This is a genomic window from Devosia sp., from assembly GCF_017307495.1.
In the GTDB taxonomy this organism is placed as follows: domain Bacteria; phylum Pseudomonadota; class Alphaproteobacteria; order Rhizobiales; family Devosiaceae; genus Devosia_A.
In genome coordinates this window covers 23,226-49,129 of sequence record NZ_JAFKHE010000024.1, presented here as the reverse complement: position 1 = coordinate 49,129, position 25,904 = coordinate 23,226, and the positions used below count along the sequence as shown (strand labels likewise).

Genomic DNA, 25,904 nt, shown 5'->3' with positions numbered 1-25,904 from the left:
CTACTTCTACTTATCACCCGTCGGTCAGCTTGAACTCGATGCGCCTGTTCCTGGCGAAGGCGTCTTCGGTGTCGCCGGTGTCGATCGGCCGGCTGTCGCCGAAGCCGGCGGCGACGAGGTGCTGGGCGGGGATGCCCTGCTCGACGAAGTACTTGGTGACGGCGATGGCGCGGGCCGCCGAGAGCTCCCAGTTCGAGGGGAATTCCGGGGTGTTGATCGGACGCTTGTCGGTGTGGCCGTCGATGCGCAGCACCCAGTTCACGTCGGCCGGGATCTGGGTGGTCAGCTCCTTGATGACGGCGGCCAGCTTGGCCATCTCGGTGCGGCCGGCATCGGAAATCGTGGCTTCGCCGGCCGGGAACAGCACCTCGGACTGGAACACGAAGCGGTCGCCGACGATGCGGACGTCGGAGCGGTTCTCGAGCACCGCACGGAGCTTGCCGAAGAAATCCGAGCGGTAGCGGGACAGGTCCTGTACGCGCTGCGCCAGCGCGAGGTTGAGGCGCCGGCCGAGATCGGCGATCTGGGTGCGGCTCTCGGTTTCCTTGCTCTCGGAGGCCTGCAGCGCTTCCTCGAGCGCGCCGATCTGGGTGCGAAGCGCGGCAAGCTGCTGGTTCAGCAACGCCACCTGGGCGGCAGCCTCGCTGGATAGGTCCTCCTTGGCCTGAAGGTCGGACTGCAGTTGCGCGATCTGGGCGTCCTTGCCATCGGTGCCCGTACCGAGGCCGGCCAGTTGCGCCGCCATCCTGTCGCGGTCGGCGGCGGTGGTGGCGAGGGTCGCCTGCAGGGTTGCGATGGTGGTGTCGAGGTCGCTGGAATTGGCCTTCTCGAGCTGCAGCAGCTCGGTGAGCTCGGCGATCTGGGCGTTGAGCCGGCTCATCGCCGTGTCCTTGCCGCTGATCTCCTGGCCGAGGAAGAACTGCGTCAGCATGAACAGCGAAAGCAGGAAGATGATGACCAGCAGCAGGCTCGACAGGGCGTCGACGAAGCCCGGCCAGTAGTTGGTGACCTGCGATCGGCGCGAGCGGGCGAGGGCCATCAGTTCGGCCGCCGGTCGGATTCGCCTTCGCGGATCATGGCTTCCATCAGCTGCTGCAACTTCTTGTTGGTCTCGCCCTGCTGGATGATGTGGCCGCGCAGGTCCTCCTGCTCGGCCCGGATATGCTTGACGAGGCCGTCGATGCCACGCGCCAGTTCCGCCATGGCGCGGATGGCGTTCTGCGAGGAGTTGGAGTTCTGCAGCGTCGAGCCGAACTGGGCCAGCATGGCGCTCATTTCATCGCCCGAGACGCCGAGGCCGGTCGCCTGCATCTGGGTCACGGGATGATCAAGCTCGGTCATCGAGGTCATCCAGTCCTCGAGATCGGTGTAGAAGGCGTTCTGCGCCTGGCTCGCCTGGAGGTCGAGGAAGCCGAGGATGAGCGAGCCGGACAGGCCCAGCAGCGAAGCGGAGAAGGCGGTGCCCATGCCGCCCAGCGGGCCGGCGAGGCCCTCCTTCAGGTTGGAGAACAGCGTCGCCGTGTCGCCCGCCGTGGCATCGAGCGCCTGGATGGTGGAGGCGACGTGGGTCACGGTTTCGAGCAGGCCGTAGAACGTGCCGAGCAGGCCGAGGAAGACGAGCAGGCCGGTCAGGTAGCGCGAGGTATCCTTGGCCTCATCGAGGCGGTTCCCGACCGAATCGAGGATCGAACGCATCGAGGACGGGGTGATCACGGCCTCGCCGAGACGATCGCGCAGGAGATTGGCCACCGGGGCGAGGAGCCGCGGCTGGGTCGAGGGCATGCGGCCCTCCTGCAGCGAGTTGACCCAGTTGATCTCCGGGAACAGGCGGACCACCTGGCGAAAGCTCAGCACGATGCCGACGCCGGCCGTAAGCAGGATCAGGGCGTTGATGAACGGGTTGGCCCAGAAGAAACGTAGCAGCTCGGTGAACAGGATCGCCGCGATCAGGGCGACGAGCACCAGGAACACGATCATCTTGACAAGGTAGACCCCGGGGCTCGCAAGGCGGTACGGGTCGTAGCTCTGCGACATCTGGCTGCCCTATGGTCGAGTGCAATCGGGCCGACAATAATGCGCTTCGACAAAGCCGCGCAACGGTCGGCGGCCGGGTCGGCCGGTTAACCCCATGAAATCAGGGCAATGCGACGAGCGGGTGGCAGGGCCTTCATCCTCCCCCGTTTACGGGGGAGGGGGACCAGCGAAGCTGGTGGAGGGGGCGAGGCTGGACTCGGTGCTTGTGGCCGCCCCCTCCACCGCCTTCGGCGGTCCCCCTCCCCCGCTTCGCAGGGGAGGACCAAGGGGCATCCAGCGCTGCCTTACTTCACCGCCTTGACGATCTTCAGGAGCTGGCCCTGGATGTTCTCGTTGCCGGAGATCACCTGGCCGTTCCAGATCGAGCCGGCGGTGCCGGCGTAGTCGGTGGTGGTGCCGCCGGCCTCGCGGACCATGAGCATGCCCGGCGCCACGTCCCAGGGCTTCAGCCCGGCTTCCCAGTAGCCGTCGAAGCGGCCGGCGGCGAGCCAGGCGAGGTCGGTGGAGGCCGAACCGGTGCGGCGGATGCCGGCGACGGCGGGCGTGACCTGGGCGAGCTGCTTGAGCTGCAGCAGGTCGAGCGCGCGGCCCTGCGAGTTGATGCCGGTGACGATGACCGCGTCCGCCAGGTGCCTGCGGGTCGCGACGCGCAGGCGCTTGCGGTCGTTGAGCCAGGCCCCGCCACCCTTCTCGGCGGTGAACAGCTCGTACATGACCGGATTGTAGATAACCGAGGCGACGATCTCCTCGCCGCGCTCAAGCGCGATGGCCACGGCGAACATCGGGATGCCATGCAGGAAGTTGGTGGTGCCGTCGAGCGGGTCGACGATCCAGCGGTGCTGGCCGTCGCTGCCCTTCACCTCGGTGCCTTCCTCGCCGAGGAAGGAATAGGTGGGGCGCGCCTTCTGCAATTCCTCGAACACGATCTGCTCGGCGCGACGATCGGCGTTGGAGACGAAGTCGGCCGGACCCTTGACCGAGACCTGCAGGTTCTCGACCTCGCCGAAGTCCTTGGTAAGCGAGCGGCCCGCCTTGGTCGCGGCCTGGACCATGATGTTCAAAAGCGCTGAGCGCATGGGGAGACTCCGCGCAGGAAGGTCTAGGGATCGGGAAGGGCCGCTATGTGCCCGAGATCGGCGCGGAGCGCAAGGGTTGGCAGCGGAGGGGGACCCGGTGCTCGGGCAAAGGCCGCTGGCCCGAACCGGGCGAGATTGTGCCCCAGCTCACCTCTCCCTTGGGGGAGAGGTCGCCGAACGGCGGCGGGTGAGGGGGCCTTTCGGCCTAGTTGGTCGCAGGCTTGACCGGCTCTGGTGTCGGTGTGGTCGCGGTGGCCACCCGGGTCGGCGGGCTCGAGGGCCAGAAGCGGGCGCGCTCCTCGGCGCGGGCGACGACCTCGGGCGCGGCGGCGACGAGGAGCTTGTCGAGCTGCGCGTCCTTGAGCCCCTGCCGCCGGGCGAGCGCGCGGTACATGGCGGCGTCCTCGACATTGGCAGTCACGCCCTCGCCCACGGCGAGCAGCTTGGCATAGCGGTTCTGGGCCACGGGATTGCCGGCATCGGCGGCGCGCGCGTACCACCTGGCGGCGGCCTCGCGGTCCTGCGGCACGCCTTTGCCGAGGTAGAGGATGGTGGCGTACTCGATCTGGGCGGCGACCATGCCGTCCTCGGCGGCGAGGCGATACTGCTCGGCGGCGGCAGCCGGGTTGGGCGCGACGCCGGCGCCCTCGCTGAGCATGCCGCCGAAATCGTAGCGGGCCTCGGTGATGCCGGCATTGGCGGCCTCGCCGATCAGTTCGGCGGCCCTGGTCAGGCTGGGCTCGACATAGACGCCTTCGACGTAGAGCAGGCCGAGATTGTACTTGGCCATCATGTTGCCGGCGTCGGCCGATTGCCGGAACAGCTCGGCGGCGTGCTTGCGGTCCTTGGTGACGCCGCGTCCGTCCTGGTAGAGCAGCGCGAGCTCGAAGGTGGCGAGCGGGTCGGCGGCCTTGCTGGCCATGGCGTACCAGTCGGCGGCGGCCAACGGATCCTCCGGCACGCCGAGGCCCTTGTTGTAGATTTCCCCGATCAGCGTCTGGGCATGCGCGTCGCCCTGCTTGGCGCGCGGCATGGCGAGCTGCAGGGCGGTGAGATAGTAACCGCGCTGAAAGGCACCGAAGGCCTCGTCGACATTGTTGCCGAAGATCTCGCCGCTGATGTCGGCGGCGTCATTGGGCTGCTGGCTGTAGAACTCGTCGGGCACCGGGCCAATGGGCAGGTCTTCCAGCCCGAGATTGTCGGGGTACTGCATGTCCTTGGGACGCAGGTCGAGCACGTCGGTGCGGTCGGACTGCGCCAGGGCGGGCAGGGCCAGCGTCGCGGCAAGCAGGGCGAGCCCGAAGCGGCGCATCATTTCACCGTCTCCGGCAGCCGCAGCGGCAGGCCGATGAATTCGCAGCCGGCGGCATCATAGCTGGCGCCGGTTGCCTCCGGATCGGACAGCACGCTCGGGATTTCCATAGTCTCGGCCCACCACCGCGCCATCTCGCGCTCATCGGGCGATATGGACCCCGAAAGCGGCCCAAATAGGATGTAGTCGACGCCCAGTTCGCCCTTGCGCATGGCGTCGTCGCTCGAGTGGATGTCGCCGACGCCGACGATCAGGTCGGGCTTGAGCGCGGCGAGGGCCTCCTTGACCGCCTTGATGCCGCCCCGGACGTGCAGCCCATCGGCGCCGAGCAGGCGCACGAGGCCCGGGTCGCCCTCGACGAGGACGGCTGTGCCGCGGGACTGAGCCAGCGGCACGACGGCCCTGGCCAGGGCCTTGTAGGCGTTCTCCGACAATTGGCCGCGCGGCAGCAGCAGCGCGGCGGCCTCGTTCTCGGCCAGTGCGGCGGCCAGCGCGGCGGTGAGCCGGTCGGACGGAATATCGGTGGGGGCGATGAGGTAGATTTCGGCTGACATGTCGGTGTTATAGCGGGGGACACGCCGATGTGGAGCCGGATTCTGGCGGCAAGCGGGCAGCCGGTCAGCGGAAAACAAAAGGGGCGCCGAAGCGCCCCAGTCGTCGGGAGATCAGTTGGCTCGGTCAGGCGGCGAGGTCGAGCTCGGGCCTGTACTGCCCGAGCGCGGCGAGAGCGTTCATCCGCGCGCGATGGGCGAAGGCCCTCTGCGCGGCGGGAACGTTGGCTGCCTCGCCGTTCCAGGTGACCAGCGCCGAGGTCTGCAGGGCCCGGCCGTAGGAGAAGGTCAGGGCCCAGGGCAGGTTCGGAATCTGGTTCATGGCGCTGAGATGCGCGGTAGCTTCCTCGTCGGACTGGCCGCCCGAGAGGAAGGCGATGCCGGGAACGGCCGCCGGGACGTACTGGCGCAGCGTGTCCACGGTGCGCCGGGCGACTTCCTCGACGCTGACCCGGTCGCGCGAGCGGAGGCCGGGCGTGACCATGTTGGGCTTCAGCAGCATGCCGGAGAGGTCGACGCCGGCCAGGCGGAGCTCCTTGAACACCGCCTCGAGCGTTTCGCCGGTGACTTCCTCGCAGCGCTGGATCGAGTGATCGCCCGGCTCGCCGTCGGCCAGTACTTCAGGCTCCACCACCGGGACGATGCCGGCCTCCTGGCAGTACATGGCATAGCGGGCGAGCGCGTGGGCATTGGCACGTATGCCGTTGCGCGAGGGGGCATGGTTGGTGATGGCGATGACGCCGCGCCACTTGGCGAAGCCGGCGCCCAGCTTGGCATAGTGGGCGAGACGCTGGCGCAGGCCATCGAGGCCTTCGGTGATCTTTTCGTCCTTGCTGCCCGGCATGGGCAGCGCGCCGCGGTCGACCTTGATGCCGGGGATGACGTCGGTCTCCTCGAACAGCTGCCGGAAGGGCGTGCCGTCCTTGGCCTTCTGCTCAAGCGTCTCCTCGGTGAGGATGACGCCCGAGATGTAATCGCGCATCGCGTCGGTCGAGCGGAACAGCATCTCGCGATAGTCGCGGCGCGTCTCGAGGGTCACAGGCAGGCCGATGAGCGCGAAGCGCTTGGCAATGGTGCCCTCGGATTCGTCGGCGGCGAGAATGCCCTTGCCGGGCGCTACGAGTTTCTTGGCAATGGCATTGAGCGAGGCCATGGGGCGAGGGTCTCCGTTCACTTTGTCCGGATAATGCCCGCGCGCGCCCACCGTGGTCGATTGGACGTTCAGGTATTAGACGTTGGTTCTCCGACGAAGGTGGGGCTCAGGCTTCCCAGCTCTCGACGCGCAGGCCATCAACGCGCTCGAATTCGCGGGTGTTGCGCGTCACGAGGGTGAGGTCGCGGGCGAGCGCTTGGCCGGCGATGAGGGTGTCGAGCGGGCCGATGGAGGTTCCCTGCCGTTGCAGGAGCGCACGGATTTCCCCCGCGCGCAGCGCGTCGGCGGCATCGAACTCGACGATAGCGAACCGGAGCTGCCCGATGACGCGGAGATCGGCGTCCGTGCGATTGCCCTTGTAGGCTCCGAAATACAGTTCGTGCAGGACGATCGACGAAATGGCGATAGAGCCTGGGCCGACATTGCGTGCCTGTCGTACTACAGACGCATGGCCGCGCAGGAACGCGATCATCGCGCTGGTGTCGAGCAGGAAGCTCACTTGAACAGCTTTTCCAGATCCGGTCGCTGCTGAGCCTCGGAGTGGCTCTCCTCGATGGCTTGGATGGCGCTTTCGCTGAAGTGACCGATCACTCCGTCCAGCCACGCCCAATCGTCCGGTGCAGGCGGCGGCTCGAGGACAATGGCGTTACCCTCGCGCCGGATGGTGACTTCGTCACCCTCGACCCGGAATTCCTTGGGCAGGCGGACAGCCTGCGAGCGGCCGGACCAGAAGACTTTGGCGCGCTTGGGAGCGGGATCCAGCTTATTCATCCCCGCATGCCTCATTGATATATATCGTTGATATATATCAAGCGCCATCCGGCTGCAACATCAGCCCTTCAGCGCCTCGACCCCCGGCAACGCCTTGCCTTCCATCCATTCGAGGAAGGCGCCGCCGGCCGTGGAGACGTAGGTGAACTGGTCCTTGACCCCGGCATGGGCGAGGGCAGCCACGGTGTCGCCACCGCCCGCAACCGATACGGCCTTGCCGGCCCTGGTGCGCTGGGCGACGTATCGGGCGATCTCGACCGTGCCATGGTCGAAGGGCTGCATCTCGAAGGCGCCCAGCGGGCCATTCCAGACGACGGTTTTCGCTTCGTCGATCGCGCCCTTGATGCGCTCGATCGAACCGGGCCCGACGTCGAGGATCATGCCCTCGGGATCCATGGCATCGACGCCGTAATAGCGGTGCGGGGCGTTGGCCTCGAAGTGCCAGGCGACGTTGGCGTCGATCGGCAGGATGATGGCGCAGTGCGCCGCGTCGGCCTTGTCGCGGATGCGGTTGGCGGTCTCGGCGAGATCCTTCTCGGCCAGCGACTTGCCGACGCCGAGCCCTCCGGCATGCAGGAAGGTGTTGGCCATGGCGCCGCCGATGACGAGGGCGTCGACCTTGGTGATCAGGTTCTCGAGCAGGTCGAGCTTGGTCGAGACCTTGGCGCCGCCGACGATGGCGATCACCGGGCGCTCGGGATTGCCCAGGCCCTGTTCGAGCGCCTTGAGTTCGTGCTCCATGGCGCGGCCGGCGGCACAAGGCAGCAGGTGCGCGATCGCCTCGGTCGAGGCGTGGGCCCGGTGGGCGGCGGAGAAGGCGTCGTTGACATAGATGTCGCCGAGCGAGGCCATGCGCTGCGCCAGTTCGGCGTCGTTGGCCTCCTCGCCGGGATGGAAGCGGGTGTTCTCGAGCACGAGGATCGAGCCGGCCGGGGCCTCGTCGATGGCCTGCCTGGCCTGCTCCACGTCAACCCAGTCGGTGGCGATGAAGCCAACCGGATGGCCCGATTCCTGCGCCACGGACTGCACGACCTGCTCGAGCGAGAACTCCGGGTCGACCTTGCCCTTGGGGCGGCCGAAATGGCTGAGGATGATGGCCTTGCCATCGACCTTGACGATCTCGCGCAGGGTCGGGACCAGTCGCTCGATGCGGGTCGCGTCGGTCACCTTGCCGTCGGCGACCGGCACATTGAGGTCGGCGCGCACCAGCACGCGCTTGCCCGTGAGATCGAAGTCGTCGAGGGTCCTGAAGGCCGCCATGGGACGCATCCGCTGCTAGGAAGGATGTCGCTGCTATAGCAAGGAATGCGCCATGGGCAACAGCGGCGTTGCAGGCCTCAGAGGCCAACAAGGCCGGCAGCGCTGCCGGCGAGGGCGAAGACGAGGGCGCCAACCAGCAGGTTCCGGACGGCGAAATAGAGGTTGGTGTTGAAGGTGAAGCGCGCAAAGCCTTCGCTCGGCCAGTGCCGCGGCCCGATGCGTCGGCGCAGGGCGCGATCGGCGAGCACGATGTAGAGCCCGAAGGCGGCACCGATGAGCAAGAACCACGCGAGGTCGTGGCGGAAGCCGTTGATCAAGCTGCCGACAAGGGTTGCTGCCGCAAGGGCCCGCTCAATCTCGCGCACGAGGCCATGACCCGATTCAATGATCAGATGCCGACGACGGTACCCGGACCGCATGACGGTTTGGCGAAGGAAACGTTGCCGCCAAATGACAAGGGACGCCAGCCGGGCGCCCCTCGCACGAGCCGCAATGGTCTCGTGTTCCTCACCACACAGTTTGCCTCACCCTGCCTAAAAAGTGACGTCTAATCAACGATCTAGATTTTAGGGTGGCTCAAATTGGCGGGCTTGCCAAGCAACAGTGTGGCTCGGGTTTTCGGGGCGAATGTCGACGCGCATCCTGCGGCAAACTGTTGGTGTCGACAATGGGCAAAGAAAAACCCCGCCATGGCGGGGTTGGTATCTTCGATCTGACGCGTTTCAGTCGGGTGGCGGGCCGAAGGCCGCGAGGACCTCGTCTCGTCTATAGAACTTGAAGAAGCTCTTCCGTTCGTCGAACGCAGGCTCAAGTCCCGCGATGGCGATCGCTTTGGTGATGGAGAAACGGTTCTTCGGACCACGAAGCGACCTGTATTCCCGAGCGACGTCCCATCGGGTCATATAGTTTCGGGTGAAGACATCCAGATCGTCAGGCTGCAACATCACCGGGGATACCCCCTTCGACGGGATGATGTTGTTCCGGACCAGGGCGGTGAGGGCGACGTCCCTGATATTGGTTGCTTTGGCGGCGGCGGTCAGAGTGATCCACGGACGGCGGGCAACCAGGGCGGGAAAGATATCCTGCTTTCGCACCATGACGGACATGATGCCTTTGTGCGCCGGTGATAGACGAATGTCCGTGATCTCGCCCTTCAAGATCATGTCGAGCACATTGGCGATCCCGGTGCGAACACGTCTTGAGGCCTTGGCGATCGGCTCGAACCCGGCAGTCGGGCCCAGCGAAGCCTTGCTGAGGATGGAGGCGAGGAAAGCATCGAGGTCTTCCTTGGCATAGACTTGGTCGATGAGGTTGGTCTTGTCGATGTTCATCGAACCAACCATGTCAAGGATTGGTGCCACGTCCTCATAGACTCGCCTTAGACCGAGATACCGCCCGGCTTCGGCGCGCTGCAGTGCGCTTGCCAGGCGGCGGATATCGTCTGCGTGCTCTTGCGCATCGAACGTGATCTGGCTTCTGAAGGATGCTGCGTCGGCCTCGTCGATGACTCCAATGAATCGGAGGCGCTTATGGGCAGTGACGCCCGCAAGTCCCAACTCCGGCGCAACGGTACGAACGGAATGAATGCGCCGATCCTTGACCTCTTTTCCAAGGACGACGTCGCCGGGGCCGAACGGCATCGTTTCGACGATGTGCTGCCTGAGCACGTCCCTCAGTGGGTCGTAGGCCACATCGTCCCACTGAGACATCGACACGTAGATGCGTCCGAAAGTGGAGAGAAGTCCCGAGCTGTTGGTCTCGGCATTCTGATCGCGCTGGAAATCCGCGAAGAGCCGCCTGAGGCCGGCATCGCCATCGCTCAGGATGTCGTAGCCGACACGGCCAGCTTCGAAACGATCGAGCAGACCTAGATCCATCCATTTCTGACTGACGCCGTGAACCGCGGCGGTTCCGATCATCTCCGCCGTCTTGATGGCAGCGTAGAGCGGTTGCCGAGAAAGCCAGTGATCGTCCTCAATGCCACGAAGTCGCCAGCGAACATGGTGACCGAGCCCCGATTCTGGCACCGTTTCGGTTTCTTCCCGGCCCAGACTGCCCTTGAAAACTGCTTCCTCGATGGCGCTCGCAAAGTCTTGGCGGTGGCGACTTGGTCCATCTTGGAAAACGCTCAGCATTGGTTCCGAGTGCTGGTCGCAGACGTGAAGCGGGAGAATGTGCCACTCCCGCGGCGACCAAGCGGCGTGAATGCCCCCGCCATTGCCGAGTTGCTGTTCGATGCAGGCGGGGCAGATCCGAAGCGTGTGACGACTGATCTGATCGACCGAGAACATTTGCCCTGCCAGGAGCAAGCGCCTTCCGGACGATGCCACGAAGGTGGTGTCGGCGAAAGTGTCGTTCGGCAGCTGGCAAGAACGGCATAGCAGGGCGACGGCGTCCGTAGCGCCTTCGAGTAGGGCTTGGAGCGGAACATCGATGCGGTTGCAGAACGTCCGCAACGAGCAACCGATCCGCAACGCCACCCTCGAGGCGTAACCGACAGGAGTTTCGCCCGGCATCACCGCCAGCACGAAAGAAGGGTGGAGAATCATCACTTGGCTTCTCCCGTGGCCTTGGCGCCCGAGCCCGACTTCTGGTGCTCGAGCAGACGCGTCAGGTACTTGTCGACCTCGATCTGCGTGAAATCGCCCGGCGCGAGGAAGGGGTTGGCAGTGTCGGGACAGCCGGCGAACGCGCGGTATGCCGTCCCGAAGTGCTCGACCTTGAGCTCGCCCGTTCCAGCCTTGAGCGCGACGCGGATCGCCTTCACCACGATGTCGATGGCAATGCCCAGCCGGAAAAGCGCGGCATGCATCAGCCGGTGAACGTTCTCGGAGATCGTCATCTCGTCGAGGCTCAGGCCGGCGCGCTTGGAGGCGAAGAACTCGACCATGCCCAGGCACAGACCGGCATCGCGCTCGAACGTCAGTTCCTCGAACAGCACATAGCTCTTCCGTCGCCAGAGCTGGGTGTCGCCCTCGAAGACGACCCCGACCTCGGGCATGCCCGTGATCAACAGCCAGACCGGGTGCTCGGGAGTCTGGACGAGCCGCTTCATCGCGTTCCCGATCTTGGCGATGTCGACGACGTTGCGGTTCTCCATGACGTGCTGGAACTCGTCGATATGGACGAACCTGACCTTGCGGATGGGGATGTTCTCGATGACGTGGTCCCACACCTCGTTCTCCTTGAGATGGTCGCAGGGCGGCAGGCCCATCGCGCGGGCGATGGTGCTGCCGAGAACCCGAAGCGTGCAGGGACTGGGAGCCTTGACCACGATGAGCGCGCTCTTGTTGAGGTGAGGCTCGTAGTTGAACCCTTCGAACTCCTTCCGCCGATGGATCATGCGGGCGAAGGTCGAGGTCTTGCGCGTGCCCGAGGCACCAAGCCCGAGCAGCGGGTAGCCTTCGGACATGCGGCCGATGTGATTGGTGTCCTTGCTGGACGCCCCCTGGGCGTCCAGCGTTTCGATGACGTCGTCGAACATGTCGTCCATGGCGACATCCAACTCGGTGTCGGTGGCGGTGCCGAAGTATCCGGCACGCACCTCGCGCATCACCTCGGAGACGGACTGGCGCTGGTCGGAGCGAAGCCCGCGGATGCGCTCGAGGAAGTCCTCGGAAGTCGTGGTGGTAGCGGTCATGGCGATCACTCCGTGAAGAAGGTGGTGCTGGTGGGGATGATCAGGGGGGCGTGCTCGATCGCCTCCTGGTCCTCTTCCTTGACCGCCTTGGCGCCGTAGACCTCGAGCGCAGCCGGCATCGTGCCTACTTCGCCGTGCTCCGGACGAACCATGTCGAAGCCCCGTTCGAGATCGCGGTTGAACTTCACGAAGTCGTCGGACGCCATGATCGGCGAGGGGACATGGGACTCGATGCGAAGCCGCTCGATCTCGGCGGTGACGTCGAGCAATGCCTCGTTGACGATGCTCTCCGAGAGCGCCGCCACGCTGGCGTGCTTGCGGCGAAGCGAAGCCTGCGCAAGCTTCCAGTGTTCGAGAGACACGCCTTCGAAGCCAGGAGTGGAGCAGGGGACAGTGATCCAGCCCTCGTCCGTCTTCACCGAAATGGCCTCGAGGTTCTCGGTGTCGACCCGAACGAGAACGTACCGGTCGCGAATGGTCCGGCGGGCCTGCTGCAGGGCCTTGGACTGATAGAAGAGGCCGGCGACGCGAACGCCACGATTGCCGACGCGGCACTCGATGACCGTGCTGAAGATGTGGCGGATCACGTCGCGCGGGGGCGGGGGAAGAACGCCGAAGCGATCCACTCCCGTGCGGTACTTGTTTGCCGGCGTGTCACCGCCGAGGCCGGCATGCGGGGTGTTGTGGTAGATGTCGACGAAGTAGCGGAACATCAGCTTCGCCAATTCCATGACCGTGACGGCGATATTCTCCTCGCTGTCATACTCCCCCCTCTCGACGACGTCCTTGAAGGCCCGCCCCGGGAACTTGGAATAGAACCGCTCGGTGTCCGTTCGGAACGACCGCTCCACGACACCGCGCATCTGGGGCAGACCAGCCGGCGCAATCATGATCGAGCAGCCAAGATCGAGGATCGCCGCCCGGAACTTCTTGGACCTGAAGTTCGAACCCGAGTCGGTCACGATCAGTTCGGGCAGCCCGAACATGTCCCACGGGCTATCGCAGCCCATGAGCAGGGCCAGCGCAGTCTTGTCCTCGAGCGCCATCCTGACCGTCGCCAGCGCGCTATCGGTCGAAGGCGCCCTGGTGAGCACGAAACCAAGAACGACGCGGGAATAGACGTCGATGATCTTGGAGCACCACAGGCGATCGTGGGTGATGCCGGCCTTGAGCTTTTTGGGAAGCTTGTCCCACTTCCCACGCTCGATGAGCATGGCCTGCAGCGGGATCAACTGCTCGTCGAGCTCGACGCGCTGCAGCGGACGAGTGACATCGACACGGTCCCTGACAGCATAGAGCTTCCTGCGCGCCGTGGCCTCGCCTTCACGGGCAGCAAGCACCTCGAAAGGGTCGAGCTTCTTGATCGCTCGCTCGAAGGTGTTCCGGCTGGGCAGGGACAGGTTGGCATGGTTCTTACCGAAGTCGGCGCGCATGTCGCGGTAGAGCGATGCCATGGACGGCTTCAGGTTGCTCTGGAACTTCTCGACGTACTTCGCCATCACCGTAGCGGCTTCGGGCTGCAATCGGGCGTCGCGGTTGCCGCTGCGGCCGTAACCATCGATCAGCGCCGCGGCATCGTGGTCGCAGGCTTCGAAGCGCCGGAGCCAACGACGGATGGACGTCGGGCTGGGCGGCTTCGTGAGGTCGAGCTTGCTGCCCCAACGCTTGCCATCCGCGTCTTCGATCTTGCCGGCGACGAGGTCCGTCGTGAAGTCCTTCAGGGAGGCGTCGCTGCGGCTGTAGCTGCCGTCGCGCTCGTAGTAGAGGAAGGCTTCGATGATCTCGAGGCGATCGGCCCAGCGCGTCTGCGTGCCGTCCGGGAGGTCGGAGAGAAGGCTCCCCTTCTTGTGCAGCCGGCCCGACGCCGAGGCGGTCGTGTGATAGTTGTGGGTGACCGAGAGCCTGTCGGCGACCCTGAGCTCCTCCAGTTCCTCGAAGCTGAACTCCTGGATGATCTCGGGGATGTCGAGCCGGGCCAGCAGATAGCCGGTCGGGAGCTTCCTGTGCTTGATGTAGTCGTGCTCGTCGATGTGGACGCCGGTCGTGCTGTCGATGCGCATCTTGAAGATCGGCGCTGCGGCCGACACCGGCATGGACGAGGGAACGGGAAGGTTCGAGTTGGTCTGCATGGTGTAGTTTCCTGTTTCTGGGGACGAGGAGGCCCACGCGCCGGCAGCCAGGGCTGCGCGCGGACCAGTCGTTGAGTGGGTTTGGTGGTGTCAGGCCGCGAAGCGGACCTTGAGCTCGGGTCGAATGCGACCGCGCTCGGTTGGCACGAGGATGCCGTCGTCGATCAGGTTGACCGCCGCGGCGAATGCATCGGCGGTGCCGCCTCGCGATCCGACGAGTTGGCCAAGGCAGAAGGTGCCTGTGGTCTTGCCGGCGATTTCCTTCACCGCGGCGATCTCGGTGTCGTCGCGAAGCCTGCGACTGCGCAGGATCAAGCCGGCATTGTGCTCGGCAGACCTGGGCAACTGCTCTTCCGTCCAGACGGTGGCCTCGGCGGTGAAGTCGGGCCGCTGGACCAGGACCTTGGCAATGGTGTCGTCGATGCCGGACGAGACGCGCTTGCGTTCGGGCTTGATGGCGATGGCGAGGTCGTCGGAATTCCCATCCGCCACGAAGTCGAAGATCGGGCGCTTCTCCTTGCCCGCCTCGTCCACGTGATGGACAGGGCCGACCTGCGACCGCAGCCGAGCGACATTGCGATCAACAAGGAGGATGGTGGCCGCGGCCCGCTCGAGGGTGCTTTCGAGCACGATCTCGCGGCCTTCGGCATCGGTGGTGGAGCCGCGGAAGTTGGCAACGCCCTTCTGCGGCGGGCGCCGCCCCTTGTGCGGAGTGTGATCGTTCCAGACCTTGGTGAACCGGGCGCCGTCGTGCGACGCCGGCGGCGCAGTCGGCGAGTGACTGGAACGAGGGGCACTGGTCTCCTCGGGATCGGTCCACCCATTCACGTCGAACGGGCGGACGTCGAGGCGAAGCCGGCAAGGCAGATCGGTCGGCAGGCGAAGGCGAGTGCCGTGGATACGCATGAACATGATCCTCATGGAATGGGTCAGACTGCGGGCGTCGCCGCCCGGCCCCGGTGGTTGTGGATATGGATCTGGCCGTCGTCGCGGACTTCGACCACCATCTCGCCGAGGGCCTCGGCCGCGTTCACCATGAGATCGGTGAGGTCGCTGTTGCCGAGCACGGAGGCGAAGCCGACACCAGCTCGCTGCCGCTGGAGGCAGAGGTACCAGCCGATGTCGTAGTCGGGGACATCCGCGATGAAATCCCTCCATTGGTCATGGTGGCTGCCGACGACGGCGAGGAATTCCTCGCATCCCTCGACGATGGTCCTGAGGGCGCGCTGGGAGAGGTCGTGAACGGTCACGCCGTCCCACAGGCGCTCCGGTTCTCCTCCATCGCCGTCCTCGAAGTCCTCCCGGTCCTTGTCGTTGTGATTCTGGGCCTCCAACTCCACCAAGGCGTCCGCAAAGCCTTTCTGGACCTGGTTGAGCGATCGATAGGACAGCGGGCCGATCACGATCCGGACCAGGCGGTCCTCGCCAATGTCGAGCTCGAACGGCTTGAAGATCTCGGCGGCATCGATCAGGTGCTGCCGAACGTCGTCCTCGACACTCGCCATGTCGCCGAATCCGATGCCGACCTCCATCCGCTCAAGGAAGAAGAGGCGACCGGCGTCGTAGTCGCAGAGTTCGTCGATGACCTCCATCGAACCGTTCTCGTCGACGAGGGCATCGATCATGTTGATCACGAAGTGCCGGCAGTCGTTCCGGATGGCTTCGAGCGTTTCGGTTGCGAGGGACTTGCCGTCGATGCCCACCCAGTCCGCAGCGTCTTCGCGGTTGCTGAAGTGGCCGATCATGGCATCGGCATATCCCTGCTCGAACTCGAGCAGGTCGCCATAGGTGATGGTGGTGTCTTCTTCATCGTAATCGTCAGGCATGACATCTCCTTCGTCATGCCTGCCCAGGTCGGCGAACTTGACCCGCATCGGGTCAGCCCCTAACTTGAGCATGCACGACGTCAGTCGTTGCGTTTGGTCCTCGCTCAACTGCCAAGACGGTCGAGGGCCGGTTCAGGATGGCGCCCGGCTCGAGAGAGCAGGGCGCTCTCTTCTTGCCGGCGACGTTGATGATCTCGTTCTTCCGGCCCGGACGGCGCAAGTCCCCCCATGTCGATTTTTCCGCGAGGGGACTTGGCGAAGTCTTTGATGAACAATGTTCATTCCGACTTTCGCGCCGATCCGCCCTTGCGTCGAAATCATCGCATTTGAAGCATCAGGGCGCTGCTGTTCGGGGACGGACGAGCAAAAAGTCCCGGATTTCCCGGAGACTCCGCCATTAACCATTTTGACACGTTCCTATTCCTTTCGAGAAATCAACGACTTAGGTGTTTTCGGAGGCTTGGGTAGGTTTCCGGCTTCCGGCATACACGGGCGTCACCGCTCAGTGTTGCGCATTTGCCACGCGTGTTTTTTCGATGTTCTCGTTTCGATCACGCCTCCACCAACGTGGCGCTGGCCGGGGACTCCGCCGATGCACCCATGGATTCGCGTTCGGCGATGATCGAATCCACCTCGAGGCCAGTCAGGAACCGCTTCTCGAGCAGGGCTTCGATGACCGCCTCGAGGGCAGGTCGACGGCTGTGCAGGATGTCGATAGTCCGCTGATAGAGGTCGTCGAGCTGCTTCTCGACCCGCCTCCTGAAGTCGGGCTCGCGCAGGAGCGTCCATGCGTCCTCGGGCAAAGCGCGGAACAGAAGGCTGCCGCCAAGACCGAGCGAGGCTTCCATGCTGGCGATCATGCTGGTGCAACGAGCCAGGTCGGAGTCGGCAGCGCCGCCGGCGCCCTGCGAGGGTTCGCCCAGCAGGAGCTGTTCGGCCGCGCGACCTCCCAGGAGCGACATCACCGTTCCCTCGAGTTGATGCCGGGTGACCAGGGTGCCATTCGGCATCGAGAGCCGCGCGACGCCACCGTTGTCGCCGGCCATGGCGATGCTGACGATGTCCAGGGTGCTGCCGACCGCAAGACCGGTGATCACGTGGCCGGCCTCGTGGATCGCCGACCGCCTGAGCTCGTCGGTCGTCCGAGGGTCGTCGTCGACGATCTGGGCCTCGAGGTCGGCCAGTTCCATCGGTCGGCCGGCACGACGAGCGAGGCGCCGAGCAGCACGGACCTGCTCCATGATCACCGCGCCGGTCGCCCCGCGACCAACGTTCTGCATGGCCAGCTTGCCGAGGTCGGCATCAGCGAGATCATCACCGAGATGATGTCGCATGATCCGCTCGACACCGGCGGCATCGGGCGCCCCGACGTGAATCGCGCGCTCCAGCCGCCCGGGCCTCAGCAATGCCGGATGGATATCCTCGATGCGGTTGGTGGCACCGATGACGATGACGCCGTCTCGTCCGGACATGGCGCCGTCGAGGAGCGTATAGAAGTCGAAGATGACCGGCGCCCAGTAGTCCTTGTTGCGCTCGCCGACCGTGTCGATGTTCGGCAGCGCATTGATCTCGTCCAGGAACAGGATCGAGGGCGCCTTCGCCTTGGCCTCATCGAAGATTTTCCGCAGCGCCTTGATGACGTCGTTCAGATAGCCGCTGGAGTTGGCGAACAGCTCCGCGATCGAACTGACCACGACCGGCACGCCGCATGCCTCGCCGAGCATGCGAGCGAGCAAGGTCTTGCCCGTGCCCGGGGGACCGTGCAGCACGCAGCCGCGGTCGATGTCGTCCCAGCCGATCAACCCCTTCCGCATATCGGCGATGTCGTCCCTCAGGTCCAACGCCCAGGTACGAGCATCGCCATACTCGATCGCGTCCTCGAGCTTCGGCAACGCCTTGCTGTCCTTGCGGCTGCCCGTGGTGCCGGTCTTGCGCTCGGTCGCCGCCTTGATCCGCCGCACCGTATCGCCGGCATTGCCGTCGCGATCGATCAGGGAAGTGATCTCGTCGAAACTCAGCAGCGACGGCATCAAGTTGGCCGTCTCCTTCGGCATGCGACCGCCCTGCGACTTGCGGATGACCTCGACGATCATCGCGGCATCGGGCGCATCGATCGAGACCCGCACCTCGGCGAGGCTGAGGAGCAACGGCGGCAACGCACGATCGGGTTCGGCAGCGACGCCGATCGCCACCCGGCCGTCCTGAAGCTTGCTCGCCAGCATCCGGTCGTTGAGCTCATGGGCCCGCGGAATGGAAGCCCGCGAGACGACATAGGCCCTCTCGCCGATCAGGTCCTTGAGGCCGTTGCCGATGGGCTCGGCCCAGCCGCCGTCCGGAACCTTGACCACGAGCGCGCGGATGGAGCCGGAACGCAGCTGATCGCGCAGGTCCTCGTCGATGGCGCGCTCGATCGCCAGGTCGACCAGCACCGTTGCCGAGTGCGGGCGCACCTTGATGTTCGCGTCGATCGTGGGCCAGTCGTCGAAGGTGATCGCAAACATGATGTCGTCGATGTTTTCGATGGTTTCGATGTCGTCGTGCTCGCTCATTCGCTGGTCTCCTGGGAAAAGTCGGCGGCCTCGCCGAGTCGGTAGAATCTGGAAAAGGTGCGGGCCCAGCCGCGTTCGCGGTCGATGGCGAAGACCTCGCTGGTGACGACATGACTCGTCCCGAGGAGCGGGTGCCCCTCGACGATGCCGGAAAGCCCACCGACAGGCCTGCGCACCGCAGACCAGCCATGAAGGGTCGGCGCCCCTTCGAGTTCGCCGTTGGGCTGGAACATCGCCATGCGCTCGAGATCGTCCGCGAGGGCGCGCAGGTTCGCGATGGTGGAGGCGCTGTCGCCTCCACCGGTGAAGAGAATGCTCATGATGGATGTCCTCAGTGCCGCGTCGCGCTGGCCGGGTTGGCGATGTCGACCATCGTGTAGGGCGTGATGCACTGCTCGATGTTGAGCGCGATGACGCCGGTGGTGACGAGGTGCAGCACGGCCCCGAACGGATCGACGTGCTCGATCAGGCCAGCGAGCTCGCTGAGGCAGCTGGCGCCGTTCTCGATCAGGTGCGCGAGCACGATCATGCGCGCGGTTGCGTCGACCTTGACGTTGACCGTGCGGGCCAGCAGCTGGCTATTGCCCAGCCGCGGTTCGCGCTCGACCACGGCCTGCGGGACGAGGATGGCGGCATGGCCGGCCTCGCGCGCCTGGAACCGAAGGTCGATGACGCGAGCGGAGGGCAGGGGCTGATCCCAGATCCGATGCGGCACGCAGATCAGGGTGACGATGCGCCGGCCGATGCGAACGTCGGCGATGGCGAGCTCGTGCGGCTCGAAGCCGGCCCGGAAGGCGATGTTCTCGACCGCGGCGTTGCCGCCGATGTAGCGGCAGGTGGGATTGGCGGCGATCAGGTCCCTGATCTGCTGGTGCAGCCGAACGTTCCGCTTGATCTGGCGATTGCGGCGGAAATCCTCCGTGGACCGGACGGGGCGGGGAGTGGCGTTGGGCAGACGGTGCGCGGTTGCGACGGACATGACTTCTCCTTGTCCCGGAAATGCTCTTTCCGGGTGGTTTCGCGGGATTGCGAGGATTGCGATGACTAAGCCGACGCGCTGTGCAGACGAGACCGTCGCGGCGCGGGAAACGACCACCGTTGCCGGTGCCGTGAAAGGATGCGTGACTGCATCCATGACCGACGAGATAGTCCGGACGGATCAGTCCTTCAAGATCAAACTACCCATCATGGGTAAGCGATGATAGGCATGGTTAACGAACTGCTGCCTTTCGATTCTGGTGCGCCATGACCATTACGCCTGCCCAAGCCCGCGGCGCTCGCGCCATGCTCGGAATGCTTCAGGACGATCTGGCGGCTGCCATTGGCGTCACCCGCAAGACCTTGGCGACCTTCGAGGCCGGCCAAACGAAACCGCACCCGTCCACGCTGGAACGGATGCGGCAGGTGCTTGAAGGAAAAGGCGTCGTGTTCTTCGAGAGCGATGAGGGCAGGGGTGTCATGCTCAAGGGCGATGGCTGATCGGCTGCCGCACAAGCGGACAGTCGGTGTTTCGCCCGCAACGCGATGTTAGTTGCAGTTTGAGGTCATCACCCGATTGGCGCCGGTGCTGGCCACGGCAGCAAAAATGCCATTGCCGTAGGCCACGGAGTACCAACTGTTCGCCTCGGGAGCGGCCGCAGCTGTCCAGACAACCCCATCCGGAGAGGTCATCACCCGGTTAGTGCCGCTGTTTGCTACGGCAACGAACTTGCCGTTGCCATGAACCACCGACTGCCAATTGTTTGCCTCGGCTGCGGCCCTTGGTGTCCAGGTGACACCGTCCGGCGAGGTCATGACCTGGTTCGTACCGGTGCTCGACACGGCGACGAACTGCCCATTGGCATAAGTCACTCCGTACCAAGAGTTCGCCTCGGCAGCCGGACTCGAGGTCCAAGCGACCCCGTCGATAGAGGTCATCACCCGGTTCGTGCCGTTGTTCGCCACGGCTACGAACTTTCCGTTGCCATAAGTCACCGAGCGCCAATTATTGGCCTCGGCCGCTGTCGCCGCAGTCCAAGTGACGCCGTCGAGGGAAGTCATCACTCGGTTCGTGCCGACCGACGCCACCGCGACGTACCGGCCGGCGCCATATGCGACGGAATTCCAGGTGTTTGCCTCGGCGGCGGCCCTCGGCGTCCAAGCGACCCCATCCGGAGAAGTCATGACCCGGTTGGCGCCGCTACCCGCCACGGCAACGAACTGGCCGTTGCCGTAGGTGACGGAGTACCAAGGGTTCGCCTCTGCGGCCGCCCTAGGTGTCCAAGTAACGCCATCGGTAGAGGTCATCACTCGATTCGTGCCGCTACCGGCCACGGCGACGAACTGACCGTTGCCATATGCCACGGAGTACCAGGCGTTCGCCTCGGCGGCCGTCGCCGAATTCCAAGCGTCGCAGGCACCCATCACAGTGACCGAGAAAGGCTCAGTGGATGCGGACGCCAAGTCATCCTGGTCGACGGCGGTCAGCACTATGCCCTCGAGGGAGTTGGGGCCGCTCGTGTCGACGTTGATCTCGCCAGTTGTCGGATCGAAATCGAGCCAGTCAGGCAGATCGGAGGGAGACGATCCCCACAGAACCGGCCCGATGAGATGGTTCGCGTTGGGGGCAATCGTCAGATCATCGCCGACGTCGGCCTCGAAGGAGGGCTTAGGAAGTGCCGCCTGCAGATGCGGGTATATCACGATGTCGAGGTTCGTGCCCGCAATGAGGGTTCCATCCGCATCTCGCACCTCGATCGACGGCGTGTGCGTACCGACGATGAGGTCGGTCGAGGCCCAATGGATAGCCTCGCCATCCCACGTTGCGCCATCGGGCAATCCATTGACGACAATGACGTCGGTATCGCCCATGCCGTTCACCGAAATGGGGATCATGAGATCGCCAGAGAGGCGGCCGGTCAGAGGCGCAGACGGATTCGCATGACCATCCACGACGAATTGAACACCGGGGGCGCCGTCCTCACCGGCGCCGGTGAAGAACAGCGTGCCCGTCATGTTGAGCCGGAAGTAGTCCTCCGCGGCATGAACTGACGATGGGAGCGCAAGGCTCAGGGCAAGGATCGAAGCGGTAAGCAGATGACGCATTTGAAGTGGTCCAGTTCTGAATGGGAGTGCTGATCGGGATCAGGGCTGGGCCTGCTGCTCGAAATCGGTCGTGGTTGACGTCAACGCCGCCGCATTGCCCGGCACCAGCGCGCTGGCGTCGTTCGGCGTCAGATTGGCGTCGGGGCTGGTCCAAGACGGCGACGACACCGTCAGGCTGGGATTAGGTCCAACCGTCAACTCGGCGTCCTGCCAGGTGAGCGAACCGGCAACCATGTCGTCGCCGCCATCGGCAGGCAGCCGCGCGATCAACACGTCGATCCCGCCGGAACCTGCGCTTTGGGTGTAGCCGGTGACGTAGAGCGAGCCGTCAGAGCCCGCAGCTATGTCGTAGCCTATGTCGGTTGATTCACCGCCAAGGGTCTTCTTCCAGCTAAGATTGCCGTCTGAGCCATACTTGGTAATGAGAATATCATTGCTTCCAGCGCCGGCGCTGTTGGTGTAGCCGGCGACGTAGAGCGAACCGTCAGAGCCGGCAGCGATACCGTAGCCATAGTCGGTCGACGCCCCGCCAAGGGTCTTCTTCCAGCTGAGGCTGCCGTTCGCGCCGTACTTGGCAATGAGAAGGTCATGGCCCCCGGCGCCAGAGCTGGCGGTGGAGCCTGTGACGTAGAGCGAACCGTCAGGGCCGGCAGCGATGGACCGGCCATTGTCATGCGTTGCCCCGCCAAGGGTCTTCTGCCAGTTGAGACTGCCGTCAGAACCATACCTGGCGATGAGAAGGTCATAACCGCCGGCGCCAGAGCTGATAGAGCCCGTGACGTAGAGCGAACCGTCAGAGCCGGCAGCGATACCGTAGCCATAGTCGGTCGACGCCCCGCCAAGGGTCTTCTTCCAGCTGAGGCTGCCGTTCGCACCGTACTTGGCAATGAGAAGGTCATAACCACCTGCGCCGGTGCTGTTGGTGTAGCCTGTGACGTAGAGCGAACCGTCAGAGCCGGCGCGGATGGACTGACCAATGTCGCTTGACGCCCCGCCCAACGTCGCCAGCCAATAGTCCGTGTCGGCACCATTCACGCTGATCGAGAACGGCAGCGTACTGGCCGACATGAGATCCGCTTGGTCGACGGCAGTGAGAACGATCTCGCCGAGTTCATTCGCCTCGGCGGTATCGACATCGATGACGCCTGTCGCCGCATCGAAGTCCAGCCATTCCGGAAGCTCGGACGGCGTGCTGCCCCATTGCAGCGCGCCGATGGCGTTCGCTGCGGTGGGCGTGATGGTGAGGTCCTCTCCGATTTCGACCTCGTATTCTGTCTCCGGCACGGATGCCGTCAACGGCTGGTGGATCACAAGCTCCACCCCCTGAGAGGCGACGAGGATGTCGTTCTCGTCCCGGACCTCGATCGTCAGATCGTAAGAGCCTTCGGACGCAGGGGACCAAATGATGGCCGATCCATTCCACGATGCGCCGTCCGGCAGCCCGTCGACATCCACCGTGTGGCTGGCGTCGATGCCGTTGACGGTGATCGGAATGTTGATCGTGCCAAGATCGCGCCCGTCGACACTGGAACCTGCGGCATCGCCGTTCACCACGAAGGTGATGGGATTGTTCTCGCCGATATCGGGCACACCCGCGCCGAAGAAGATCGGCGCATCAAGGTTCAGCCGGAACCACTCCTCCGCATGGACAGAGGTGGAGAGCGCAAGGCTCAGGGCAAGGATTGAAGCACTGATCAAATGACGCAATTCGATCTCCTGACCGGAAGAAAATGTGTGAGCAATCTAAAATCTCGATTCCAAGAGAAAAAAGCAACGGATTGCATTGTGAAATCTGCTACCCCTTTCGAGGGGCCTTGATTCCCCGGATTCTCCATGACCTGATGACGCACCTCGAAATGTCGAAACGGTGCGAATGAGCGACGAATCGCCTTGGCGGGTGACGCAGGTCGACGTGGCGGAGGACGGCTCCATCGTCGTCAATGCCGCACATGCTGCCTTCCCGACGTCGTGCCCGCGATGCGGATCGGCACGGCGGCCTAGCCGCCACGGGGCTCTAGCGGCCAACTACCGGGATGCGCCATTCGTTGGGCGGCAAGTCACGATCTCCGTGGACGTCCAACGTTTCCGGTGCCCGGACTGCAAGCAGGCCTTTCTTCAGGCCCTGCCGGGAATGGATGGCAAGCGCCGCATGACCTCGCGCTGTGCCAGCTACATCCTCGAGCAGGTGCTGGCGCGATCATCCATGGGCGATGTCGCCCGCATCGTCGGCATCGACGAGAAAGGCGCTCGCAACGTTTTCGAGGACCGCGGCCTGATCTTCAGCGTGGGCGATCCGCCCAGCAGCGATCGATTCGTCTGCGAGTGCTGCCTTGGCATCCATCCGAAGTCCGATCATCGGCTAGCGACGGCGAAGCACTTCGGAAAATGGCGCGCGGGCGACCTCCAGCGCGAGGCCAATGTCTGCAAGGACTGCCTAGCATTCGCCAGCGATCCTTGGAGGGCCGGAGTAGCCAGAAGGGCCTAGACGAGAAGGCGACACTTGAGTGTCGACCTCATTACTGCGCCGATACACCAGCCAAAGAGGCACGGAACTCGCGAAACCAGATCTCGCCCACCTGACTGGAGGGCGGGGCAACGCGAAGAGCAGTAATCATCGTGCCGGCGGTGAAACCACAGCTTCCCTCGTAGACCTTGTTACCGCTGCGCGTCGTGTCGAAACTGCCAAGCGGCTCTGTCCACTCCGACCAGGTTCCATCCTCACGACGATGTTGGAAACGGTAACCTGAGATGGAAGGAGTGCCGCGAACGTTGGCGACGACATGGCACCCATCGGCGTGAACGGCTGAGTTCCAAGTCAAGGTGAGGCGCTGGGATTCAGCCGGGCTTTCGAACGGCCAACTGATTGCGGATATGTCCACTGCTCGATCATACAAGGTGCCGAGTAGGTTCGGTACCATAGACAGGTGCAGCCACGAGTCCATGTCGTTGGCTTCATATCCGTCAGGCAGGCGGTGTGCTGCATCGGCGGGCGTTGATGGCGCTCCCTCGGGGGCGTTGAACACCAAAATGGTGGACGAAGGCATTCGAAAGAATGTGGCATCCTCTCCAGCGACAGCACCAATCATCGCAACGGAAACCGTCAGAGCAGCAATCAAACGACGCAATTCGATCTCCGGTGACGGAAATAAGTGTGTGACTTAACTAAGATTGCGAACTTTTGTGAGAATATCAACGGATTTTCTTGGCATCGTTGTGGGGGAATGGCTCTATCCTTGCCGTCATCTGTCACGAAGTTCTCCAGCGGCCATGACGCTATCGGCGACCATAGTGAGGCGGCTGATACTTGGAGATGGGCGGTCAGAAGGACCTGAAGGCAGAGTTGCGTTCAGGAGTACTCGGGATACATGAGGAAGCGAGACGGGCTCGGGTGGCGTAGATGTTGCGTTAATGTCGTTGGCTAGAATCGTTTCGTGTATTCGGTTCTATGAGGTAGACCTGATGCCGCCTGCCGCACGCGGCTGATAGACACACGCTCTTAGCGGCGTCGACAAAGGCTGCCACTCCTGCCGCAATCGCGGCTGATCGATCATAGAGCTGACAAGCAGCGAAGGGCTGCATCTTGCCTGCCGCACATGCGGCTGCCCCGTAGCCCTACGGAAGTCCATCGGTGCCAGCGCGGATCTACCTCGTCTCGATGTCTGGCACCGATTGGTCGGCGTTGCGAGGAATAGGCGTCGGCCCACGCCATGTCGGCATGCGTTGCCACCGGCAAATCGGACTGCTCTCGAACAGGCAATAAGCGCCGCCCCTAAATGCACTTATGTCGAGGCGCGTCCTGTCCTTCCCATCTTCACTTCTGCAGTCCCTCCGAGGTAGGCGCGGGTTCTTCTGGGGCCGGCGCGTAGTTCACGCGATCGACGATCAGACGACCCTCCACGATGGAAAAGAATATCTCGGCTTGGCCTCCTGTGGGGCAGCAGTTCCCGTCGTCGCCGCGCCACAGGGCGGTGCGCGCCACGAGCTGGGACCATGGGTTGTCGAAGTCGTACTGCACGCCCTTCCATATCTCGCGATCGACCGGCAGGTGCTCTGCGATGGTCTTCAGCCAGGTCTTGGTGTCGATCGGCTCCCACTCGGTATCGTTCCATTGGTAGAGACGATCTGCGTTGTAGCTGCCCGTGCCACCGGTATAGCCCGGCACATGCAACAGCCCGTCCTCACTGAGACGCGGTGGGAAGAAACGCCAGCCGTCAAAACCGGCGTCGAGCCGCGTCCAGTTCCCTTCGACATGATGCAGCAGCACGAAGCCGCCCAGCACGCCGTCCTCGGGCGTGAAACCGGATTGCGTCTGCCAAGCCAGCAAGGGCGTTCCCTCGTCGTCGCCCCAATCGACGTTGAGGAAGCCCGCTGTAAGTACCTTGCAGTTCTGGAGCACGGTCTCGAGGCAGACCATGTCGATCCGGTCAAGCGAGACGGGCTCCGAAGCGTGGATCGGCGAGGCGAGGGCGAAAAGCGCCAACAAGGCTGAAGGCAAGCGGGTCTTCATGACATATCCTGA

Annotated in this window: 24 protein-coding genes; 2 read left to right on the top strand and 22 right to left on the bottom strand. The window is 64.2% G+C overall.

Annotated features, from left to right (window positions below; translation table 11 throughout):
- Positions 1 to 13 precede the first annotated feature (13 nt).
- From J0I99_RS15355 to J0I99_RS15270, 18 genes are all read right to left on the bottom strand, one after another.
- Entirely contained in the window at positions 14 to 1,039 is a 1,026-nt protein-coding gene (locus tag J0I99_RS15355; RefSeq protein ID WP_291389512.1) for a peptidoglycan -binding protein, read from the bottom strand.
- Positions 1,039 to 2,034 carry a flagellar motor protein MotA gene (locus J0I99_RS15350; RefSeq protein WP_291389511.1) on the bottom strand — a complete coding sequence of 332 codons (996 nt, stop codon included), beginning with the start codon at positions 2,032 to 2,034 and terminating at the stop codon, positions 1,039 to 1,041. Before J0I99_RS15350 ends, J0I99_RS15355 begins: the two co-directional genes overlap by 1 nt.
- Before the next feature lie 284 nt (positions 2,035 to 2,318).
- Entirely contained in the window at positions 2,319 to 3,110 is a 792-nt protein-coding gene (locus J0I99_RS15345; protein ID WP_291398527.1) for an inositol monophosphatase family protein, read from the bottom strand.
- Positions 3,111 to 3,315: 205 nt separating this feature from the next.
- A complete protein-coding gene (locus tag J0I99_RS15340) occupies positions 3,316 to 4,425 on the bottom strand; it encodes a tetratricopeptide repeat protein (RefSeq protein ID WP_291398526.1) in 1,110 nt (369 codons plus the stop codon).
- Positions 4,422 to 4,976, bottom strand: a complete 555-nt coding sequence (locus tag J0I99_RS15335) for a thiamine phosphate synthase (protein WP_291398525.1) — start codon at positions 4,974 to 4,976, stop codon at positions 4,422 to 4,424. The genes J0I99_RS15340 and J0I99_RS15335 overlap by 4 nt, the downstream gene beginning before the upstream one ends.
- A gap of 124 nt (positions 4,977 to 5,100) precedes the next feature.
- Complete coding sequence (locus tag J0I99_RS15330; protein ID WP_291398524.1) at positions 5,101 to 6,126, bottom strand: class I fructose-bisphosphate aldolase; 1,026 nt, start codon at positions 6,124 to 6,126, stop codon at positions 5,101 to 5,103.
- Between the two features lie 106 nt (positions 6,127 to 6,232).
- Positions 6,233 to 6,625 carry a type II toxin-antitoxin system VapC family toxin gene (locus J0I99_RS15325; RefSeq protein ID WP_291398523.1) on the bottom strand — a complete coding sequence of 131 codons (393 nt, stop codon included), beginning with the start codon at positions 6,623 to 6,625 and terminating at the stop codon, positions 6,233 to 6,235.
- Entirely contained in the window at positions 6,622 to 6,897 is a 276-nt protein-coding gene (locus J0I99_RS15320) for an AbrB/MazE/SpoVT family DNA-binding domain-containing protein (protein WP_291398522.1), read from the bottom strand. The genes J0I99_RS15325 and J0I99_RS15320 overlap by 4 nt, the downstream gene beginning before the upstream one ends.
- Positions 6,898 to 6,957: 60 nt before the next feature.
- A complete protein-coding gene (pgk, locus tag J0I99_RS15315; protein WP_291390710.1) occupies positions 6,958 to 8,157 on the bottom strand; it encodes a phosphoglycerate kinase in 1,200 nt (399 codons plus the stop codon).
- Positions 8,158 to 8,234: 77 nt separating this feature from the next.
- Positions 8,235 to 8,522 (bottom strand): hypothetical protein, encoded by a 288-nt coding sequence (locus tag J0I99_RS15310; RefSeq protein WP_291390711.1) that lies wholly within the window; start codon positions 8,520 to 8,522, stop codon positions 8,235 to 8,237.
- Between the two features lie 357 nt (positions 8,523 to 8,879).
- Positions 8,880 to 10,706 (bottom strand): TniQ family protein, encoded by a 1,827-nt coding sequence (locus J0I99_RS15305; protein ID WP_291398580.1) that lies wholly within the window; start codon positions 10,704 to 10,706, stop codon positions 8,880 to 8,882.
- Entirely contained in the window at positions 10,706 to 11,797 is a 1,092-nt protein-coding gene (locus J0I99_RS15300) for an AAA family ATPase (RefSeq protein ID WP_291398521.1), read from the bottom strand. The genes J0I99_RS15305 and J0I99_RS15300 overlap by 1 nt, the downstream gene beginning before the upstream one ends.
- 5 nt (positions 11,798 to 11,802) lie before the next feature.
- Positions 11,803 to 13,926 (bottom strand): DDE-type integrase/transposase/recombinase, encoded by a 2,124-nt coding sequence (locus J0I99_RS15295; protein WP_291398520.1) that lies wholly within the window; start codon positions 13,924 to 13,926, stop codon positions 11,803 to 11,805.
- A gap of 90 nt (positions 13,927 to 14,016) precedes the next feature.
- Complete coding sequence (locus J0I99_RS15290) at positions 14,017 to 14,832, bottom strand: hypothetical protein (RefSeq protein WP_291398519.1); 816 nt, start codon at positions 14,830 to 14,832, stop codon at positions 14,017 to 14,019.
- A 23-nt stretch (positions 14,833 to 14,855) separates the two neighbouring features.
- Positions 14,856 to 15,752, bottom strand: coding sequence for a hypothetical protein (locus tag J0I99_RS15285; RefSeq protein ID WP_291398518.1), 897 nt, complete (start codon positions 15,750 to 15,752; stop codon positions 14,856 to 14,858).
- Positions 15,753 to 16,303: 551 nt separating this feature from the next.
- On the bottom strand, positions 16,304 to 18,301 hold the full coding sequence (locus tag J0I99_RS15280; RefSeq protein WP_291398517.1) for an AAA family ATPase: 1,998 nt from the start codon (positions 18,299 to 18,301) through the stop codon (positions 16,304 to 16,306).
- Positions 18,298 to 18,621, bottom strand: a complete 324-nt coding sequence (locus tag J0I99_RS15275; RefSeq protein ID WP_291398516.1) for a DUF6634 family protein — start codon at positions 18,619 to 18,621, stop codon at positions 18,298 to 18,300. Before J0I99_RS15275 ends, J0I99_RS15280 begins: the two co-directional genes overlap by 4 nt.
- Positions 18,622 to 18,632: 11 nt before the next feature.
- On the bottom strand, positions 18,633 to 19,280 hold the full coding sequence (locus tag J0I99_RS15270; RefSeq protein WP_291398515.1) for a hypothetical protein: 648 nt from the start codon (positions 19,278 to 19,280) through the stop codon (positions 18,633 to 18,635).
- 266 nt (positions 19,281 to 19,546) lie between these two features.
- On the opposite strand from J0I99_RS15270, the gene J0I99_RS15265 reads away from it, so the two are divergent.
- Positions 19,547 to 19,780 (top strand): helix-turn-helix transcriptional regulator, encoded by a 234-nt coding sequence (locus J0I99_RS15265; RefSeq protein ID WP_291398514.1) that lies wholly within the window; start codon positions 19,547 to 19,549, stop codon positions 19,778 to 19,780.
- A 48-nt stretch (positions 19,781 to 19,828) separates the two neighbouring features.
- Here J0I99_RS15265 and J0I99_RS15260 read toward each other — a convergent pair whose 3' ends face one another.
- Entirely contained in the window at positions 19,829 to 21,385 is a 1,557-nt protein-coding gene (locus J0I99_RS15260) for a hypothetical protein (protein WP_291398513.1), read from the bottom strand.
- Positions 21,386 to 21,424: 39 nt separating this feature from the next.
- Positions 21,425 to 23,092 (bottom strand): SBBP repeat-containing protein, encoded by a 1,668-nt coding sequence (locus tag J0I99_RS15255; protein WP_291398512.1) that lies wholly within the window; start codon positions 23,090 to 23,092, stop codon positions 21,425 to 21,427.
- Positions 23,093 to 23,258: 166 nt separating this feature from the next.
- Here J0I99_RS15255 and J0I99_RS15250 point away from each other — a divergent pair, with 166 nt between their 5' ends.
- Complete coding sequence (locus J0I99_RS15250; protein ID WP_291398511.1) at positions 23,259 to 23,870, top strand: transposase family protein; 612 nt, start codon at positions 23,259 to 23,261, stop codon at positions 23,868 to 23,870.
- A 31-nt stretch (positions 23,871 to 23,901) separates the two neighbouring features.
- On the opposite strand, the gene J0I99_RS15245 is transcribed toward J0I99_RS15250, so the two are convergent.
- Both J0I99_RS15245 and J0I99_RS15240 read right to left on the bottom strand, forming a co-directional pair.
- Entirely contained in the window at positions 23,902 to 24,510 is a 609-nt protein-coding gene (locus J0I99_RS15245) for a hypothetical protein (protein ID WP_291398510.1), read from the bottom strand.
- Positions 24,511 to 25,196: 686 nt separating this feature from the next.
- Positions 25,197 to 25,892 carry a hypothetical protein gene (locus J0I99_RS15240; RefSeq protein WP_291398509.1) on the bottom strand — a complete coding sequence of 232 codons (696 nt, stop codon included), beginning with the start codon at positions 25,890 to 25,892 and terminating at the stop codon, positions 25,197 to 25,199.
- Positions 25,893 to 25,904 lie beyond the last annotated feature (12 nt).

Coding starts and splice junctions, on each gene's coding strand:
- J0I99_RS15355 (WP_291389512.1), bottom strand. CDS start 1,039: ATGGCCCTCGCCCGCTCGCGCCGATCGCAGGTCACCAACTACTGGCCG.
- J0I99_RS15350 (WP_291389511.1), bottom strand. CDS start 2,034: ATGTCGCAGAGCTACGACCCGTACCGCCTTGCGAGCCCCGGGGTCTAC.
- J0I99_RS15345 (WP_291398527.1), bottom strand. CDS start 3,110: ATGCGCTCAGCGCTTTTGAACATCATGGTCCAGGCCGCGACCAAGGCG.
- J0I99_RS15340 (WP_291398526.1), bottom strand. CDS start 4,425: ATGATGCGCCGCTTCGGGCTCGCCCTGCTTGCCGCGACGCTGGCCCTG.
- J0I99_RS15335 (WP_291398525.1), bottom strand. CDS start 4,976: ATGTCAGCCGAAATCTACCTCATCGCCCCCACCGATATTCCGTCCGAC.
- J0I99_RS15330 (WP_291398524.1), bottom strand. CDS start 6,126: ATGGCCTCGCTCAATGCCATTGCCAAGAAACTCGTAGCGCCCGGCAAG.
- J0I99_RS15320 (WP_291398522.1), bottom strand. CDS start 6,897: ATGAATAAGCTGGATCCCGCTCCCAAGCGCGCCAAAGTCTTCTGGTCC.
- pgk (WP_291390710.1), bottom strand. CDS start 8,157: ATGGCGGCCTTCAGGACCCTCGACGACTTCGATCTCACGGGCAAGCGC.
- J0I99_RS15305 (WP_291398580.1), bottom strand. CDS start 10,706: ATGATTCTCCACCCTTCTTTCGTGCTGGCGGTGATGCCGGGCGAAACT.
- J0I99_RS15300 (WP_291398521.1), bottom strand. CDS start 11,797: ATGACCGCTACCACCACGACTTCCGAGGACTTCCTCGAGCGCATCCGC.
- J0I99_RS15295 (WP_291398520.1), bottom strand. CDS start 13,926: ATGCAGACCAACTCGAACCTTCCCGTTCCCTCGTCCATGCCGGTGTCG.
- J0I99_RS15290 (WP_291398519.1), bottom strand. CDS start 14,832: ATGCGTATCCACGGCACTCGCCTTCGCCTGCCGACCGATCTGCCTTGC.
- J0I99_RS15285 (WP_291398518.1), bottom strand. CDS start 15,752: ATGCCTGACGATTACGATGAAGAAGACACCACCATCACCTATGGCGAC.
- J0I99_RS15280 (WP_291398517.1), bottom strand. CDS start 18,301: ATGAGCGAGCACGACGACATCGAAACCATCGAAAACATCGACGACATC.
- J0I99_RS15275 (WP_291398516.1), bottom strand. CDS start 18,621: ATGAGCATTCTCTTCACCGGTGGAGGCGACAGCGCCTCCACCATCGCG.
- J0I99_RS15270 (WP_291398515.1), bottom strand. CDS start 19,280: ATGTCCGTCGCAACCGCGCACCGTCTGCCCAACGCCACTCCCCGCCCC.
- J0I99_RS15265 (WP_291398514.1), top strand. CDS start 19,547: ATGACCATTACGCCTGCCCAAGCCCGCGGCGCTCGCGCCATGCTCGGA.
- J0I99_RS15260 (WP_291398513.1), bottom strand. CDS start 21,385: ATGCGTCATCTGCTTACCGCTTCGATCCTTGCCCTGAGCCTTGCGCTC.
- J0I99_RS15250 (WP_291398511.1), top strand. CDS start 23,259: ATGAGCGACGAATCGCCTTGGCGGGTGACGCAGGTCGACGTGGCGGAG.
- J0I99_RS15240 (WP_291398509.1), bottom strand. CDS start 25,892: ATGAAGACCCGCTTGCCTTCAGCCTTGTTGGCGCTTTTCGCCCTCGCC.